This window comes from Acinetobacter sp. AS167 (assembly GCF_037152175.1).
GTDB lineage: Bacteria > Pseudomonadota > Gammaproteobacteria > Pseudomonadales > Moraxellaceae > Acinetobacter.
The window spans coordinates 284,947-302,145 of sequence record NZ_JBBCMP010000003.1; the positions used below are offsets into that span (position 1 = coordinate 284,947).

The 17,199-nt window shown below is 37.3% G+C and carries 14 protein-coding genes, 1 tRNA gene and 1 pseudogene; 9 read left to right on the plus strand and 7 right to left on the minus strand.

Annotated features, from left to right (window positions below):
• Positions 1 to 11: 11 nt before the first annotated feature.
• From hemC to WFN33_RS07780, 3 genes are all read right to left on the minus strand, one after another.
• Positions 12 to 935 (minus strand): hydroxymethylbilane synthase, encoded by a 924-nt coding sequence (gene hemC, locus WFN33_RS07770; protein ID WP_336952588.1) that lies wholly within the window; start codon positions 933 to 935, stop codon positions 12 to 14.
• 96 nt (positions 936 to 1,031) lie between these two features.
• Positions 1,032 to 1,769, minus strand: coding sequence for a LytR/AlgR family response regulator transcription factor (locus tag WFN33_RS07775; RefSeq protein WP_336952391.1), 738 nt, complete (start codon positions 1,767 to 1,769; stop codon positions 1,032 to 1,034).
• Positions 1,770 to 1,818: 49 nt separating this feature from the next.
• Entirely contained in the window at positions 1,819 to 2,979 is a 1,161-nt protein-coding gene (locus WFN33_RS07780; RefSeq protein WP_442892780.1) for a sensor histidine kinase, read from the minus strand.
• Here WFN33_RS07780 and argH point away from each other — a divergent pair.
• Entirely contained in the window at positions 2,970 to 4,400 is a 1,431-nt protein-coding gene (argH, locus tag WFN33_RS07785; protein ID WP_336952392.1) for an argininosuccinate lyase, read from the plus strand. The two genes, WFN33_RS07780 and argH, sit on opposite strands and share 10 nt — an antisense overlap.
• 11 nt (positions 4,401 to 4,411) lie before the next feature.
• Positions 4,412 to 4,681 (plus strand): oxidative damage protection protein, encoded by a 270-nt coding sequence (locus tag WFN33_RS07790; protein ID WP_336952393.1) that lies wholly within the window; start codon positions 4,412 to 4,414, stop codon positions 4,679 to 4,681.
• A 705-nt stretch (positions 4,682 to 5,386) separates the two neighbouring features.
• Here the strand turns inward: WFN33_RS07790 and WFN33_RS07795 are convergent.
• Positions 5,387 to 6,025, minus strand: coding sequence for a sterol desaturase family protein (locus WFN33_RS07795; RefSeq protein ID WP_336952394.1), 639 nt, complete (start codon positions 6,023 to 6,025; stop codon positions 5,387 to 5,389).
• 219 nt (positions 6,026 to 6,244) lie between these two features.
• Between WFN33_RS07795 and WFN33_RS07800 the strand changes: the two genes are divergently transcribed.
• Both WFN33_RS07800 and aqpZ read left to right on the plus strand, forming a co-directional pair.
• Positions 6,245 to 7,252 carry an AraC family transcriptional regulator gene (locus WFN33_RS07800; RefSeq protein ID WP_336952395.1) on the plus strand — a complete coding sequence of 336 codons (1,008 nt, stop codon included), beginning with the start codon at positions 6,245 to 6,247 and terminating at the stop codon, positions 7,250 to 7,252.
• Positions 7,253 to 7,526: 274 nt separating this feature from the next.
• Positions 7,527 to 8,219, plus strand: a complete 693-nt coding sequence (aqpZ, locus tag WFN33_RS07805; protein ID WP_004718527.1) for an aquaporin Z — start codon at positions 7,527 to 7,529, stop codon at positions 8,217 to 8,219.
• 106 nt (positions 8,220 to 8,325) lie between these two features.
• On the opposite strand, the gene WFN33_RS07810 is transcribed toward aqpZ, so the two are convergent.
• The 3 genes from WFN33_RS07810 to WFN33_RS07820 form a co-directional block, all read right to left on the minus strand.
• Positions 8,326 to 8,571, minus strand: a complete 246-nt coding sequence (locus tag WFN33_RS07810; RefSeq protein WP_151802451.1) for a hypothetical protein — start codon at positions 8,569 to 8,571, stop codon at positions 8,326 to 8,328.
• Positions 8,572 to 8,650: 79 nt separating this feature from the next.
• A complete protein-coding gene (locus WFN33_RS07815) occupies positions 8,651 to 9,673 on the minus strand; it encodes a DNA/RNA non-specific endonuclease (protein ID WP_336952592.1) in 1,023 nt (340 codons plus the stop codon).
• Between the two features lie 595 nt (positions 9,674 to 10,268).
• Complete coding sequence (locus tag WFN33_RS07820; protein ID WP_004718533.1) at positions 10,269 to 12,149, minus strand: potassium transporter Kup; 1,881 nt, start codon at positions 12,147 to 12,149, stop codon at positions 10,269 to 10,271.
• A 121-nt stretch (positions 12,150 to 12,270) separates the two neighbouring features.
• Between WFN33_RS07820 and WFN33_RS07825 the strand changes: the two genes are divergently transcribed.
• The 5 genes and pseudogenes from WFN33_RS07825 (at position 12,271) to WFN33_RS07845 (ending at position 17,199) form a co-directional block, all read left to right on the plus strand.
• Positions 12,271 to 12,361 (plus strand) — tRNA-Ser (locus WFN33_RS07825).
• A gap of 114 nt (positions 12,362 to 12,475) precedes the next feature.
• Positions 12,476 to 12,917: pseudogene (locus tag WFN33_RS07830) on the plus strand (tyrosine-type recombinase/integrase); the annotation flags it as partial.
• Positions 12,918 to 13,180: 263 nt separating this feature from the next.
• Entirely contained in the window at positions 13,181 to 14,416 is a 1,236-nt protein-coding gene (locus WFN33_RS07835) for a DNA cytosine methyltransferase (protein ID WP_336952396.1), read from the plus strand.
• 54 nt (positions 14,417 to 14,470) lie between these two features.
• Entirely contained in the window at positions 14,471 to 15,928 is a 1,458-nt protein-coding gene (locus tag WFN33_RS07840) for an McrB family protein (protein WP_336952397.1), read from the plus strand.
• Entirely contained in the window at positions 15,928 to 17,199 is a 1,272-nt protein-coding gene (locus WFN33_RS07845; RefSeq protein WP_336952398.1) for an LlaJI family restriction endonuclease, read from the plus strand. The genes WFN33_RS07840 and WFN33_RS07845 overlap by 1 nt, the downstream gene beginning before the upstream one ends.

The window sequence follows — 17,199 nt, forward strand, 5'->3', positions numbered from 1 at the left end:
AAGCCTAGAAACTAAGCTTGATAAAGTGCTTTGAGTATTTCCCCAGCACCTTGTTCAAGTAGGTTTTGTGCAAGTTGCACACCTAACTGCTCTGCTTGATCTGGTGTGCCACTGACTTGACTACATAACAATGTTTTGCCGTCCGCACTACCAACCCGACCTTCTAAGGACAACAATTGATCACTTAACGTAGCAAAGCCTGCGATAGGCACTTGGCAACCGCCTTCGAGATAAGCATTAAAAGCTCGTTCAGCACGTACACATGCATTGGTTTCACCATGCATTAAAGGCATGATTAAATCCAAAATTTCTTGATCATCTGAGCGACACTCTAAGCCCAGTGCACCTTGACCCACAGCAGGTAAACTAATCTCTGGTGCAAGTGTGTGACGAATACGATCTGAGAGCGCTAATCGTTTCAAACCAGCACTCGCAAGGATAATTGCATCATATTGACCCGCATCCAGCTTGGATAAGCGTGTTCCAACATTGCCGCGTAAATCAATCACATTTAAATCAGGACGCTGTTTTAAAAGCTGACATTTACGGCGTAAGCTCGATGTGCCAAGTGTTGCGCCTTGTGGTAAATCTTCAAACTTTTCATAATGATTGGAAACAAAAGCATCAAAAGGATCTTCACGCTCACAAATTACTGCAAGCACTAAACCTTCAGGTAATTGCATGGGTACATCTTTCATTGAATGAACGGCTAAATCTGCACGACCATCCATTAAAGCTGCTTCTAATTCTTTGACAAATAACCCTTTCCCCCCTATTTTGGCTAAAGGTGTATCCAAAATTTTGTCACCTTGGGTTACAAACGTCACCAACTCTACTTTTACATGTGCGTGTAATTGCTCTAAACGATCACGAATATGCTCAGCCTGCCACATTGCAAGTGGGCTCTGGCGCGTTGCTATTTTCAAGGTTTTCATCATTTCAGCTTTGCCAAACTTTTAAACACTCTAAACTTACCCTGCAATCTCAAAAATGCAAGCGAATTATCAAAATGATTTAATGTTCGTATCCAACTATAAATTCTGCATTCGTTCTCGTAGCAAAGGTAAGTGTCGACGGCTGACGGCCAAACGTTCTTCTAATTCACGGCATCGTGCTTGGTACTGGCCAGAGGACACCATCTCCAACCCGTCTAAATAATCTAGTGAAATTAGAGCATTACGATGAATACGAATAAATCGGTCTGCAAACTCTGTTTCTAAATCTTTAAGCGTTTCATCAATAAGTACACTGCCATTTTTGTGACGTACAGTGACATATTTTTGATCTGCTAAAAAATAGTAAATATTTTCAACAGGAATGAGCTCCAAACCCCGATAGGTTTTTGCAGCAATTTGCTGCCTTTGCACTTTTTCGTCCATGAGTTCTTTTTTTTCTAAGTTAGTTAATTGAGCTTGGGTCAGTTTAGTGACACCCTCCAAAACCGTTTCCAATTCGTCCTTGGCAATGGGTTTTAATAAATATCCTTGGGCTTGAGATTGAATGGCTTGCAAAGCATGTTCATCAAATGCCGTACAAAATACAATTGCGGGCATAGGATTAAAGTGTGCTAAATGCTGCGCACAGCTTAAACCATCCATTTCTGGCATCTGAATATCGAGCAACACAACATCTGGCTCAAACTGCTGAACCATTTCTAATGCCTGTTTACCATGTTGTGCTGTTGCAATAACTTGATGCCCAAGTTGCGACACCAATCGTGATAAGCGGTCCACTGCAAGCGGTTCATCATCACAAATCAGGATGTCCATTGCTCCTCCTTACCAAAATACATCATATTTATTTTAATGAATTTCCCAATCATCTATTTTTATACTGATATTGAATTACCATTGTAAATAATCCATTCCCTGCATAATTTCGAAAATAAACAGAATCGCCAAAATGTGCTTTTAAACGCTGTTTTACATTTTCTAAAGCAATTCCATGCCCTTCCCGCACTTTTATTCTATCTTGTAAAAATGGGTTGGTAATGACTATGTTGACTTGATTTTGCAATATTTCAACCAGTATCCCGATCTTGGCATCGATAATCTTTTTCTCTACCCCGTGAAAAATACTATTTTCAATTAAAGGCTGTAAGGTTAATAAGGGAATTTTGACCTGATCTAATAACAAAGGTTGTTGGATATTCCATTCCACATTTAAACGATCACCTAAACGAATCTGCTCTATTGCAATGTATTGTTGAGATAATTGTATTTCTTCTTTTAGGCTGACTAACTTTAACTCTTGAAAACTTGCTCTAAACAATTTAGATAAATCAATCAGCATTTGTTCAGCTTTATCAGGATCAATTGCAATTAAACTCACCACACTATTTAAACTATTGAATAAAAAATGGGGGTGAATTCGGGCTTGCATAGCCTGAATACGCGCATTGAGTTCACTATTTTGCTGTAATACAGCTTGTTCGCGTATATACAGGTAACGTAAACAAAATGCGCCCAGCAATACCCCATAACTGACATGCAAAATAAGATTATGTGAAATGTCAGTTATGGAAATATTTTGTAAAGAAAAATGCGTTCCCCAATAATGAATAATATTTAAAACCAGCGTTGTACACAGCACGATCACCTGTAAAAGTATAAAACTGAATATTGAAATAGATAAATAGGTATACTGCGATAGCCTTTTTTCAAATACATCCTGAAAAGCCGCAAAAGCCAATAATACCCAATTAATATATAAAATATATTCTAAAACATGCCAAAGGTTTAAATTGTCCCATGATTGTGCTTCTGCCAGTGCTAATAAAAAAGCCAACACATTACTAGAGATAAACAATTCGAATAAATACTTACGATGGCCCATTTTGCTAAAAAAATAAGACTGATAAAAACCGCGCCCAGATTTTATTGACGAATGATTGCGCTTTACTTCGGCAAGTGAGGCTGAATTTGTTATACTGCGTTTAGTTCTACTGCTTTTTTTCCTACTGAGCCGATATGACCACATCTTCTAATTCCTCTAATCCGTCACAAGCCCAAACTTCAGGCATGTGGGGCGGTCGTTTCTCTGAAGCTACTGATGCTTTTGTTGCTGAATTTACTGCATCGGTTCAATTTGACCAACGTTTTTATAAACAAGATATTGCTGGATCTATCGCACATGCGACTATGTTAGCAAAAGTTGGTGTCCTTACAGAACAAGAACGTGATGACATTATCAATGGTTTAAACACAATTAAAACTGAAATTGAAGCAGGTCAATTTGAATGGCGCATTGATTTAGAAGATGTGCACATGAATATCGAATCTCGTTTAACTCAACGTATCGGGATTGCAGGTAAAAAATTGCATACTGGTCGTAGCCGTAATGACCAAGTTGCTACAGACATCCGTTTATATGTTCGTGACGAAATTGATGCGATTTTAACTTTACTGGAAAAATTACAAAAAGGCATCTTGGGCTTAGCAGCGAAGAATACTGACACCATCATGCCGGGCTTTACCCATTTACAGACTGCACAACCTGTGACTTTTGGTCATCATTTGATGGCGTGGTTTGAAATGTTGGTGCGTGACTCTGAGCGTTTAATTGACTGCCGTAAACGTGTCAACCGTATGCCTTTAGGTTCAGCTGCGCTTGCTGGAACAACGTATCCTATTGATCGTGCTTATACTGCGGAATTGTTAAACTTTGAAGCCGTTGCTGAAAATTCTTTAGATGCTGTATCTGATCGTGACTTTGCGATTGAATTCAATGCTGCTGCATCTTTAATCATGATGCATTTATCACGTATGTCAGAAGAAATGATTCTTTGGACTTCTGCACAATTTAAGTTTGTGAATATTCCTGACCGTTTCTGTACTGGCTCATCTATCATGCCACAAAAGAAAAACCCAGATGTTCCTGAACTGATTCGTGGTAAAACTGGCCGTGTCTATGGCGACTTAATGAGTCTGCTCACCCTCATGAAAGGTCAACCTTTGGCCTATAACAAAGATAACCAAGAAGACAAAGAGCCTTTGTTTGATGCCATTGATACAGTGCGCGGTTCATTGATGGCTTTTGCAGATATGATTCCTGCACTTGTACCGAATATTGAAATCATGCGTGAAGCGGCTTTACGTGGTTTCTCTACTGCAACAGACTTGGCTGATTACCTTGTAAAAAATGGCGTTGCTTTCCGTGATGCACATGAAATCGTAGGTAAAGCCGTGGCGTTAGGTGTGCAAGAATCGAAAGATCTTTCTGAGTTAAGCCTTGAGCAATTACAACAATTCTCAGATTTAATTCAAACAGATGTGTTTGAAAAAGCATTAACCCTTGAAGCATCTGTCAATGCGCGTAATCATATTGGTGGTACTGCGCCAGCACAGGTTGCTACTGCAATTGAACGCGCTTATATCCGTTTAGAAAAACTTTATGCATAAGGAGTTTTGATATGACTCGACAAGTATTTTGCCGTAAATATCAAAAAGAGTTAGAAGGTTTAGACTTTGCACCCTTTCCAGGTCCAAAGGGTCAAGCGTTATTTGACACAGTTTCTAAACAAGCTTGGCAAGAATGGTTAAAACACCAAACCACGTTAATCAATGAAAAACGTTTAAACGTGTTTGAACCAGATGCAAAAAAGTTTTTAGAAGAACAGCGTGAAAAATTTTTGGATAATGATCAATCACTGGAAATGGCGGAAGGCTTAAAGCCTGAGTAATAACCAAAGCCTCACAAGGCAAAAATCCTAAAGTGATGTGCTTCTTATGCCCATCTAAAAAATCCCCGTCAGGGGATTTTTTTATTGCTTCATCGTACAAGATGACGCGATCACATGAGCTTATAAATTTAATCGTATGTAACGTGGGCTCGACCTTATTACACCTTTAACTTATTGAAAAAAATAATCTTGGCGGAGTCTTGCTGAGCTTTCATCCAATTTCTGGATCAGCCTGCGGCTCGCCCTACTTTTGTTTCGATATGAGGAGTTAAGCTCCGCAAGGGTAACCATCTTGCGCAGCTACATCGCTGCTCACCGCAAAACTCGTCGACCACCAGCAACTCATTCAATGAATCGCAGAAACAACTCTTTATCAATGAAGTCCTGCCTCAGACAGTTGCGAATGACGTTTCCGAGTATCATATTTCATCAAGAGTTTTATATCGAACTCAGGTTATGTATTGTTGGTATATCTCCATGCATAAAAAAAGGAGTCTTGGAGACTCCTATAAACTTTAAATACTTCAGTGGGTACATGCTGTGCAATCAATATACAGAGATGTTATTGCGTAATATTGACCAAAGATACCGAAAATACTGACCAATCACGACAAATTATAATTTTTACAGCACACATCCCGTTCGTTTAACTCAATTTTCAAACTGATCAGAAAACACAATGTCGCTCACCAAACAACATCCAAACTAAGCTACAGAATCGTTCAGCTTATCTGTATTTTCTTCAACCAATAGTGGTTTTTTCTCTACCCATTTGGCTGGAAAATATTTTTCTATGCTGGATGATAACCAGTTTGCGATTGGCTGAGGCAATTTCACACCTAAAGGATTCTGTTCTTGCAAATCCGCAGAAGAAATCACCCGTGTCCCCATCAGGTAATCAAACCAAGGCTTGGTGACACACCAGTTCGCATCTTGATTCGAGTTCATGTGGTGATCATAATGCCAAGGAATTTTCTTCATCGCCCACTCAGGCTCTAAATGTGCACGGCGATGGATATAATAATAATTACATGCACTATAAATAGATGCCGCAACCATTCCTTTCGAAATTGGGTAGAAAATCAAACTTGCCGCACCAGCGACGACCGCCAAAGAAACGATTTCATTCTTGGTTCGCCAATTTGAAATCCCTTCTACATAGCCATCATCATGAAAATCCTGTTTACGAACTTCACGATGGTGTTCCCAATGTGATTTCATACTGCGTGGCACTGGACTAAAACGTGGTTTTCCTGGGCGATGTTGACCATGTAAAATATAGTTATGCGCAACCCATTCAAAACCATTTGCGACGACCAATCCAACTAAAAAACCTTTTAACATATTTAATCCCTCTTGCTTATTGTGAATATAAAACATGCTGGGAAATAGGTATTGACATCAAAAAGTGTTTTCATTGACAAATTACGACAAATTAAAATAGTATCGACCAATCCACTTGAATCCACTCAGCGGCGCTTGTTTGTCTTATTTAAACTCGATTAAAATAGTATGATGCTTAAACTACAGCTGACGTAGATCACACAATAACAAGATGTGTAAATGATGCAATTAAAGGACTATGCTGGCTCCGTATATGGGGGGCTTGGACAATTACTCTATACTTTTAGTGAAGCTAAAGGTCTAAAGATTTCATCCAAATTACAACAGGTTCAAAATGTTGAACGCTTTGAATATACCGTTTGGCGTGAGATTTTGGATGACATACAAGCGCAAGTACAAAGCCCAGCGTTGGGTCTAGACATCTCTAAGTATGTACAACCCAAACATATTGGTATCATTGCCTATATTGCACAATCTTGTGACACCCTTGGCGAGGCGCTCACTCGCTACCATGATTTTCATCGATTGATTTATGATGGAAGCCCACTCAAGGTTGAATATTATGATGAACAGCACATCTCAGTCCGCTGGGAAAATCTACCTACGCATTTAACCACTCAAATTACTGATGAAATTGCGATGGCTGTATTGATTCAGTTTTTAAGACAATTTATATCCGATGATATAAGCGTGTATCAGGTTAATTTTATTCATCCTCAACCTAAAAACAGCATGCTGTATCAAGCATTCTTTAAGTGTCCTGTGCTCTTTCAACAAGAAAAAGTCGAGCTGATCTTCCCCATCAGCGCACTTGCGATTTCCTTTAAACGCAGTGATCAAACCCTACAAAAACTACTGATGCAACAAGCGCAGGCCTTACTTGAAAGCTTACCCAATGCCACCCAGTTAGATGAACGCTTACAACAAAGTATTTTATTGGGATTACAAAAAAACAATTATCAAATCGAAGCGATTGCCAAACAGTTGAATATGTCGATACGCCAGTTACAACGTCATCTACAAAGTCAGAACACCACCTATCAACAACGTGTTCAGGATGTCCGCCAATTATTGGCTTTTCAATATCTACAAGATCCACATTTAGGTCTGCATGAAATTGCCCTGCTTCTCAGTTACTCAGAACAAAGTGCTTTCCAACGTGCTTTTAAACAATGGACAGGCTTAACACCACAACAATGGCGGATTCAGCACCGAGAATTTAAGTAATTGTGTATTAAATTTATAGCTAAAAACAGCATATTCCTCCATTCCCACGATTAGCCTCTTAAAGTTAAGATTCTGTAAAATATAATTTTTTAAAATAAAAATCAGAACATTCACCGATATTGATATGAATATTTTTTATTTGTGATTTTATTTTCATATTTTTAGACTATTATCTTTATAGAGAAAATAAAAGTTGTACCCACTCCAAGGTTATCAACTATTTAAAAATAGCCACATAACCCATTCCGTTCAAAAAAATAATTTAGGAATCAATATGAATAAATATCTCGCAGAATTTATCGGAACCTTTTGGCTGGTGTTTGGAGGATGTGGTAGCGCAATATTTGCCGCTGCTTTTCCAGAACTGGGCATCGGTTTTGCTGGTGTCGCACTGGCATTCGGTTTAACCGTACTCACAGGCGCTTTTGCTTTAGGGCATATCTCAGGCGGGCATTTTAACCCTGCGGTCAGTGTGGGCTTATGGGTAGGTGGTCGTTTTAATGCCAAAGACTTAGCGCCTTATATTATTGCTCAAGTCATCGGTGGTATTTTGGCCGCATTTGTTTTGTATTTAATCGTACAAGGTCAGGCGGGATTCACGGGAACTGGCGGATTCGCCAGCAATGGTTTTGGTGATTTATCCCCTGGAAAATATTCTTTAGTCTCTGCTTTATTGATTGAAATCGTATTAACCGCCTTTTTCTTAATTGTTATTCTCGGTTCAACAGACAAACGTGCACCTGCTGGCTTTGCTCCGATTGCCATCGGTTTAGCACTTACTTTGATTCACTTAATTAGTATCCCTGTCACCAATACTTCAGTTAATCCAGCCCGTAGTACCGCTGTAGCTTTATTTGCTGAAACAGCAGCACTGAGTCAATTATGGTTATTCTGGGTAGCACCAATTGTCGGTGCAATCATTGGGGCACTGATTTATAAGGTTGTGGGTAATGAGCCTCAATCCTAAATAGATTTTCAATGTAAAAAATCCTGCTTCGGCAGGTTTTTTTACTTATAAGCGAATGACTTAGAAAGCAATTGATTAGAAAATCATTTAAAAATAAGGATAGTCTTTAAAGAAATGGATTTTCTATTTCGCCTTCACTTTGACGCGCGAGCTGTTCTGGTAGATCACTTTGCTTCTCTAAACTTGCCACCACATCATTGAGATAGCTTTGTAAAAGCTTAGCCGCTTTTAAGCCTGCTTGATCTTTGGTGATCTGTAAGTTGCCATAAATACTGACACAGTCAGTTTGATTTTCTAAGGTTAAATCATGAATTGAATGTGATTCGGTGCCATTCTCAAACGGTTTAAACATTTTTAATTTTCTCAATTTTTTTCGATCTTATTCACAGTATAAATAGATTCTCAAAAGATACTGCACCATCTGCGCTGAATTATTTCAAAATTTGTAAAATATATTGCAACAACGCTTCAACCAATTGTTTCACCAAGGCATCTTTGGTTTCAGGGTCTACTTTCGGCAATTGCATATCCGATGTAGCTGTTGAACCACTTTTGGGTTGGAAGTGCTTTTGCAGTGCAGTGATTTTATCCTGACTGACCTCTTCTGCACATTGGCTTTCCGCATCCCAATGTGAATATTCAATTTCTTTATTGACCTTGACCTGCTTTGCGTTCAAAGGCAATTTATACGTATTGCGCTTTTGTTCTTCGGTCAGTTGTGGAAATAAATTCATTCCCAACTGCTCTTCTAAATAGCATACGCTGACCACTTTAACCTGAAGTGAATCATTATTTGGCGCATAGTACGCACCAATGATCCCATGTTTAGGCAAGTAAATCGCTTTGTAGATTGCGGTTGGAACAATCACCCCCTTTCCAATGGTTTTTAGTTTTTTTCCTGAAAAGACTGGGCCAGTAACCACATACACATCTTTCTTTTGCTTGGTCACAATTGCACGAGTTGCTTCTTCTAACTCACGCCAAACTTGTTGGTTATTTTTAGCAGCTTGCGGGACCATATTGGCTAAAGAAAAGCTGTCGAACTGTGATTCTTTATTGGGCATATCGGCATTGGGTGACATATGACCACGGTCATAGCCTGAACCACGATAATCCGATAATAATGCACGATGTGTAACGTTTACACGTGGCTCTTCGTGGAAATTATCTTCACGTTTAATCTTTTGACTTAAGCGCTGTGGAGATAAATATTCTGCTGTCCATAACGGCGTTTTTGAAATCCCCGAATACATCACATTAAACCCATTAAAACATAAGGGATAACTGTTTTTCTTTAAACTTTCTTTGATTAGAACAGGTGGTTGCTCTCGATAGAACTGATTTAAACACACAGAGTTATTGGTACTACTTTGGGTAAACGGCAGTAACTGAAAAATTTTCTCTTGGCCAAACGCAATCGCAAAACTTCCAGTAGCAACAACACCCAAAACCATTTTAACTACTGAATTTTTCAACAAAGGCTTCCTAAACAAGGTTAAATAAACAATCCACTCAAAACTGATACAAATTAAGTTTTTGAATTTAAATAGCTTAACAAGTCAATAAACTGAAAGATATTGTGTCGACCTTCAACCGAGTAAAGCTTCTACGATTTATGCTTAACTAAACAACATTCCATGTAACAATTTATTGTTTATTTCATAAAAAATGCTAGAAAATCAAATATCTTACAGATGCTTTATCGCACTTGTGATCATGATTATGTCATGTTGTGCAGTGTTGTTCGACAGCCTTGCGACACAATTTGTCGTATAGGATCGTTTTATGCGGATGTCTCATGATTTGCTGGGGAGAATTGAATGATAAAAGCATTCAAACTGAGCATTCTAAAGGGTTTGATACTGTGTCAGTGCAATATCAGCCCATCTACTTTTGCAGACTTAATAACACAAATGATAAACGTCTTACTTGCTGGGTTAGAGAAGAAGTCGTTGCTAAAAAATAAAGTGAATCAATGTAATACACCAGCCCATAAAACCATGGGCAAAAAAAAGCCAGAATGACTTCTGGCTTTTGATTGATATGAATTTAGATTTCGATCTGGCTGCCCATTTCCACCACACGGTTTGGCGGGATTTGATAGAAATCACTCACCGGACTGGTATTACGTTGCATTGAAATAAACAGTTTTTCACGCCATGGCGCCATTCCATCACCCACGGTATGAATCAAACGATCACGTGAGATGAAGAAGCTGATATGCATCATGTCAAATTCAACTTCAAGCTGCTTATAAGCCAACTCTAGCGCGTTTGGAATATCAGGTTGATCCTTAAAGCCATAATAAACAAAAACCCGTTGGAAGCGCTTATCTAAGACTTCAACACGGATTCTTTCTTGGTCTGGCACATACGGAACATCACGGGTAATCACTGTCACCATAATATTGCGTTCATGCAGGACTTTATTGTGCTTGATATTGTGCAACATCGCATGTGGGACAATATTTGGGTTACCGGTTAAGAATACCGCTTGACCGGGTACAAACTGAGTTTCATCACTCAAACTGACACTTTTAATAAAGAGATCCAACGGCAAGGCATCTTTTTCCAAACGGTTAAAGACAATTTCTCGCCCGGTTTTCCACGTCATCAGAATAGTAAATACGATTGCACCGATCAGGATCGGAACCCATCCACCTGAAATGATTTTTAATGAAGTTGACCCAATAAAAATACTATCAATCACTAAGAATGGGATCGCGAATAATGCCACTTTCCACTTTGGCCAACGCCAAAAGCCATAGGCCAAGATTGAAATCAAAATCGTATCACATAGCATGGTCATGGTAACCGCTACACCATAAGCATTGGCAAGATTGGCACTGTTTTGGAAAATCACAATCAATAAAAGAATCGAGACATAGAGTATCCAGTTAATAAAGGGCAAATAAATCTGACCTTGTTCCACATCAGAAGTGTGATGCACAGTTAATCTTGGCAAATAGCGTAGCTGAATGGCTTGGTTTGCCATTGAAAACACACCAGTAATCACCGCTTGTGAGGCAATCACCGCTGCCGCTGTAGCTAAGGCAATCATGGGGTATAAGCCCCACTCAGGTACAAGCAAATAGAATGGGTTTTCAATCGCACTTGGATTACGCAGTAATAACGCACCTTGCCCTGCATAATTTAATAGCAGACAAGGCAGCACAATGATAAACCAGCCTAAACGAATCGGCAGTCGTCCAAAATGCCCCATATCTGCATAGAGTGCTTCACCACCCGTCACCGTCAAAATCACCGCACCCATGGTTAAAAAAGCCACAAAGGGTTGGTGAAAAATAAAGTTCAGTGCCCAATGTGGACTGAGCATGCTTAAAACATAAGGAGTTTGGCTAATACTATGAATACCGATTAGACCGATAGAGGCAAACCAAGTTAAGGTGATTGGACCAAAAAACTTCCCCATGGTTCCCGTACCATGTCTTTGCACCAGAAACAGTGCGGTAAGAATGCCGATTGCTAAAGGCATCAGCCATTTATTAAACATAGGTGTTGCAATACTCAGCCCTTCAATGGCTGAAAGTACTGAAATTGCCGGGGTAATAATGCCATCACCGAAAAACAGCGATGCGCCAATAAATCCCAAGGCAATTAAGTAGATTTTGCGATTATCTGCGATACGATTAGATCGTAAGTTCAGCGCCAGCAAGGACATGATACCACCCTCACCATTGTTATCTGCTCGCATGATAATGGTGACGTATTTAAAGCTGATGGTGAGCATCATGCACCAGAAAATCAGTGACAAGATCCCAAGCACGGTCGCTTCGGTGATGGCAATGTGTGCAGTCAGAAAACATTGGCGTAGGGCGTACAAGGGACTGGTTCCGATGTCTCCAAATACCACCCCTAATGCTGCGAGTGTGATCGCAGGTAACGCGGCTTTTTTTGCAGTACTTTGCATAGATTCGTCTTCAAAAATTTAGACACTATTTTTGCGCAATCATATCACTGTGAAATTTTTTTTGCTCTAAATCAATTGTTGCTTGGCAGAAATCTTTTTTTTGGTTATTATCCCACGCCTTGGTGAAGTGTCCGAGTGGCTTAAGGAGCACGCCTGGAAAGTGTGTATACGTTTATAGCGTATCGAGGGTTCGAATCCCTCTTTCACCGCCAGAATTGAAAAACTGCATGCCGATGCAGTAGAGAAAGGCTTAGATCTTAAGGGTTTAGGCCTTTTTTTGTTGTCTTTCTAATAATCAGAATCTCGATATGGTTGGGGGCATAATTCATTTATGGCGTATACCTGCTGAAAAAATGAAAATGGCACAGCCTCACATCATTCCATTATCCAAGCAGGCAATTGAACTAATTGAAGGCTTACGTCCACTTACTGGCAACAAGCAATACGTTTTCTATAATCACAGCAAAGCCGATGAGTAGTAATGCTTTACTCTGCGTTATCCGCACAATGGGTTATAACGGTAAAATGACGGGACATGGTTTCTGTGGGCTTGCTTCCATAACCTTACATGAGCAAGGTTATATGCACGATGCAATTGAAATTCAGTTAGCGCATAGGGTTGGTAATACTGTGTCTCAGGCATATAACCATGCACAGCATTTAGAGTGCCTAACAAAGATGATGCAGGAATGGGCTGATTTTATTGATAGCTTAAGAAATAAAATGATGCCTTTTCTTAAGCACAAAATTCCTCAATTATTTTATTAAATAAATATTGATAATTGATTTTTGTGTGCACACTATATCTCGTGTTCCAATTAAAAATAAAACACAAAATATAGTGCTATCTAGTCCTAAAAGTCGGTTTGCTGCGTAACATCTTTGATAATTCTAATCTCAATAGGTCTAAAAGGTTTTAGGTAAACATTCATTTAACCGACAAAATATGTCGTTCAATTGAATTAACACCTAGACACATATATCTGGGTCTGGTATATAGTATTTTTAAAATTTGAATTGAAGTTGATGTTATGCTGAAATTAGGTACAGTGTTTAGCGGTATAGGAGCAATTGAACATGCTCTAGAACGGCTATCTATCCCTCATGACATTGCATTTGCATGTGATAACGGAAATATCGAAATTGATATTAAACAAGATGAAATTGAAAAAAATCTAGCAAATTTACATAGTTTTAAAGAAAAAAAAGCATATATTGATGGGCTTTATTCTAAGAAAAAAAAGAAAAACTTTGTTGAAGAAAGCTATCAATCTAATTACAACATCCCACAGGAACATTTTCATTATGATGTTCGGTTTTTGGATGGATACCAATATAGAAATAATATTGATTTGTTTGTAGGTGGAAGTCCTTGCCAATCATTTTCTATGGTAGGTAAACGTGGTGGGTTTGAAGATACTAGAGGAACACTTTTTTATGAATTTGCTCGTTTAGTTAACGAAATTAGACCTAAAGTCTTTATCTATGAAAATGTTAAAGGTGTATTAAGCCATGATGGTGGAAATACTTGGACAATCATGCAAAATGTTTTCAGTGATTTAGGCTATAAGTGGTATTCCCAAGTTCTAAACTCTAAAAATTATGGTATCCCTCAAAATCGTGAACGATTATTTGTTATCGGATTCTTAGACCAAGCGGCCGAGTTTGAGTTTCCAACCCCTCAGGTTTTGACAAAAAAAATGCAAGATTTTCTTTTGGAAAATACACCTGAAAAGTATTACCTAGGTGATAAAGGCATTGATTTCGTTACAAGCACTAAGAACCTAAATAAACAATATACTCAAATCAATGGTTCAATCGGTTTATGCCAAAAGGCTAATCAACAATTTAATTGGCATGGTGATTTCATTTTTGAAGAGCTACCTAAACCAATTGAAGAGAAGTATTTTCTTTCAGAAAAGCTTGTGAATTATGTGATGGCGACAGGGACAAAAGGCTTCTATACTCGACCACAAATTGATCTAGAAATAGCTCGACCACTTTTAGCAACAATGACAAAGATGCATAGAGCTGGCGTTGATAATTACGTGACTACACAAGGTAGGATCCGTAAATTAACTCCTAGAGAATGTTTAAGGTTAATGGGGTTCTGTGACAGTTTTAAAATCGTTGTTTCAGATACACAAGCTTATAGACAAGCTGGTAACTCTATTGTAGTAGATGTTCTTATGAGCATTGTTAAGCAAATTAATTTAACGATTGATTGGTCTAAAAAAGTAGAAAGAAATCAACTAGAACTCATTTAGTTTTTTTTAAGTTAGGTGTAGGATAGAATAAAAATTCCCTACGCCTAAGATAGTATGAACGACTCTTTAAGTATCTCTAAACCATTGGCTGATAGTTTTGTTAAACGTCCAGTTAAACTATTAAAAACTAATGGTGCTGGCGAAGCTAAATTTTATATAGGCTCGACTGATAAAATAGATGAGTATAATAATTTCTTTAACCAATTCTCGGCTCAAAATACTTACTATTTTAAGAAGCAAAACTTACTAGAATTTTTACTAAAAGAAAAATTTGAATTCTGTTACCAATTCATTAATCAATATAAAGAAGTATCTCTAGAGTATTGGGACTCTGTGTATCAGGAGGTTTTAGCTTGTCCTGAAGAAATCTCCTTTCACTTAACATCTTTTAATGATGAACGGCGCTTTTACATAAGGTCAGCATCAGGAGATATTTTTAATGATTTAGTACGTAGAATTTCTTTACCGCTTATTTCAATACTAACCATCGAAAAAGAAAATCCAAATAATTTTTTATTTACATTAGATGTTGACTTTACTAAACCTAGTAAACTAGTTGAAGAAGAAACAATAATTGGAAAGGGTTACAACAAAATTATTTACGGCGCACCAGGAGCAGGAAAAAGTGCATCTGTTAGTGAAATAGTTGGTGAAAATTATATTCGTACAGTCTTTCATCCAGAGACTCAGTATTCTGATTTTATTGGTTGCTTAAAACCTCATAAGGACAACGGTAGCGGAAGTATTACTTATAGTTTTCGAAAAGGGCCATTTATTCAAATTTTAGTAAAAGCTCTACTTGATCCAAATACAAACTACTTTCTAGTTATTGAAGAACTGAACAGAGCAAACACTGCTGCCGTATTTGGAGAAGTTTTTCAGTTACTAGATAGAGATAAGGATGGAAAAAGTGAATATCCAATCCTTATCCAAGATGAGGATTTATATGATGCTTTAATGAGTGTAACTGGTCTTGAAAGCAATGAATTTATATCAAAGCGTCAACTAATCATACCTAGTAATTTGTCAATTATTGCAACTATGAATAGTAGTGATCAGGCTGTTTTTCCTTTAGATACAGCATTCAAACGACGTTGGATTTTTAAATATTTACCAATAGATTTTATGAATTGTGCTAGCGGAGAAATTCCTATCTATCATACCAATCTTCCGAAGGTTGAGTGGAAAATTTTAGCACAGGCAATAAATACAGTTTTAGTTCAACTAAAAGTTCAAGAAGATAAACTTATTGGTCCTTGGTTTATTAAAGATAGTGATCTTACAATAGATACAGTGAAGGATACTTTAATTGGTAAAATTTGCTCATATCTATGGGATGATGCTCTTAAATATAAAAGCCATAATGATGAAATTTTTAAGCGAGATATTCATAGTTACGGCCAGTTACATCAAATCTATTCCAATGGAGAAGCTATTTTCTCTGAAAAATTTATAGATATGTTAAAAGCCCAGCAAGATGCTGATGAACGTGTTTCGACAGAATCAGAGTAATGAAATATCAATATTTTGAAGACAAACAATTTGTCGATTTAAAAAAAATTCCTGATTTTGTGATTGATAAATTAAGGTCACTTGACGGTATTGACTCAGTTAATCAGGGAATGAAGATTTCATTTTGTGGGATCATCATTTGTGATGGCTGTACGTACTGCTTTTCTCCTGCAAAATCGTCATCTAAAAACACTGAATCTATAGCAACCTTAATAAAAGTTATTCATTTTTATAAAAATTCTGTTGATTCCAGTTTATTAGCATTTGATGAGGATAAACAAGGAAAAGTTATTGAAGAGATTTCTTTAACTGATATTTTTGAAATTATTGATCTATATTTTAGTGTAGGTATCTTAAAATCTAAATCACATAGCCATAGTGAGAAGGGACGAACGAATTGGTCTAAAACAGTGAATAGAGAATTTCCAGTTTTTACCAGTGAGACTGTCCCAATCTATTTAGATCTTCACAAATATCCAATCTCTATTTACCAAGATGATTTAATCTCAAGCATTCACAGTGAAATTATTTTGGATATTTTTAATAAGTTTCACTGGTTAGATGAAAGATTTAACTTTGTCTCAATGAATCAGTTAGAAGAGAAAATTATATTTAATGAATTGGGCATATATCAAAAAATCATTTTGTTAAACCGAAGATTACATTCAACTTTTGTGTCACTTGAAATTAGAACGCTGCAATTATTGATTAGATATTTAGAAAAAATCCACAAAATTGGTTCGAACGATGTTGTAATTGGTATTCGAAAATTTCATTACGTTTGGGAATTCTTACTTAAAAACATTTTCCATAATGTTGATCTAAAAATTAATTCTTTATTGCCAGTACCCCAATATCTATTTTCAGGTCCTACAAAGTTTAGTGAAACCTCAAATCAAAAGGGTATGCGCTTAGATATATTTATTAAGAATAATAACTGTTGTTGGGTCATAGATAGTAAATATTATACCGCTACTGGAGCACACGATGCTCCAGGATGGACTGATTTAGTTAAACAATTTTTCTACGTTAAGGCAGTTAAACTCATTTATCCTGAGCTAGAAGAAGTTAAAAATATTTTCATTTTTCCTGGAATAACCAATCTTCTATCTAGCATTAAATTGGCTTATCGTGAAGAGTCTAAAGAAGAAGAAAAATTAGAAAAACTAACGGAAAATTTTATTCCTATTGAATGCTTATATTTAGACCCTAACGATATAATGGAAAAGTATTTAAAGTCTGAAAAAATTAATATTTCGGATTACATTTAA

Coding starts and splice junctions, on each gene's coding strand:
- hemC (WP_336952588.1), bottom strand. CDS start 935: ATGAAAACCTTGAAAATAGCAACGCGCCAGAGCCCACTTGCAATGTGG.
- WFN33_RS07775 (WP_336952391.1), bottom strand. CDS start 1,769: ATGGACATCCTGATTTGTGATGATGAACCGCTTGCAGTGGACCGCTTA.
- argH (WP_336952392.1), top strand. CDS start 2,970: ATGACCACATCTTCTAATTCCTCTAATCCGTCACAAGCCCAAACTTCA.
- WFN33_RS07780 (WP_442892780.1), bottom strand. CDS start 2,979: ATGTGGTCATATCGGCTCAGTAGGAAAAAAAGCAGTAGAACTAAACGC.
- WFN33_RS07790 (WP_336952393.1), top strand. CDS start 4,412: ATGACTCGACAAGTATTTTGCCGTAAATATCAAAAAGAGTTAGAAGGT.
- WFN33_RS07795 (WP_336952394.1), bottom strand. CDS start 6,025: ATGTTAAAAGGTTTTTTAGTTGGATTGGTCGTCGCAAATGGTTTTGAA.
- WFN33_RS07800 (WP_336952395.1), top strand. CDS start 6,245: ATGATGCAATTAAAGGACTATGCTGGCTCCGTATATGGGGGGCTTGGA.
- aqpZ (WP_004718527.1), top strand. CDS start 7,527: ATGAATAAATATCTCGCAGAATTTATCGGAACCTTTTGGCTGGTGTTT.
- WFN33_RS07810 (WP_151802451.1), bottom strand. CDS start 8,571: ATGTTTAAACCGTTTGAGAATGGCACCGAATCACATTCAATTCATGAT.
- WFN33_RS07815 (WP_336952592.1), bottom strand. CDS start 9,673: ATGGTTTTGGGTGTTGTTGCTACTGGAAGTTTTGCGATTGCGTTTGGC.
- WFN33_RS07820 (WP_004718533.1), bottom strand. CDS start 12,149: ATGCAAAGTACTGCAAAAAAAGCCGCGTTACCTGCGATCACACTCGCA.
- WFN33_RS07835 (WP_336952396.1), top strand. CDS start 13,181: ATGCTGAAATTAGGTACAGTGTTTAGCGGTATAGGAGCAATTGAACAT.
- WFN33_RS07840 (WP_336952397.1), top strand. CDS start 14,471: ATGAACGACTCTTTAAGTATCTCTAAACCATTGGCTGATAGTTTTGTT.
- WFN33_RS07845 (WP_336952398.1), top strand. CDS start 15,928: ATGAAATATCAATATTTTGAAGACAAACAATTTGTCGATTTAAAAAAA.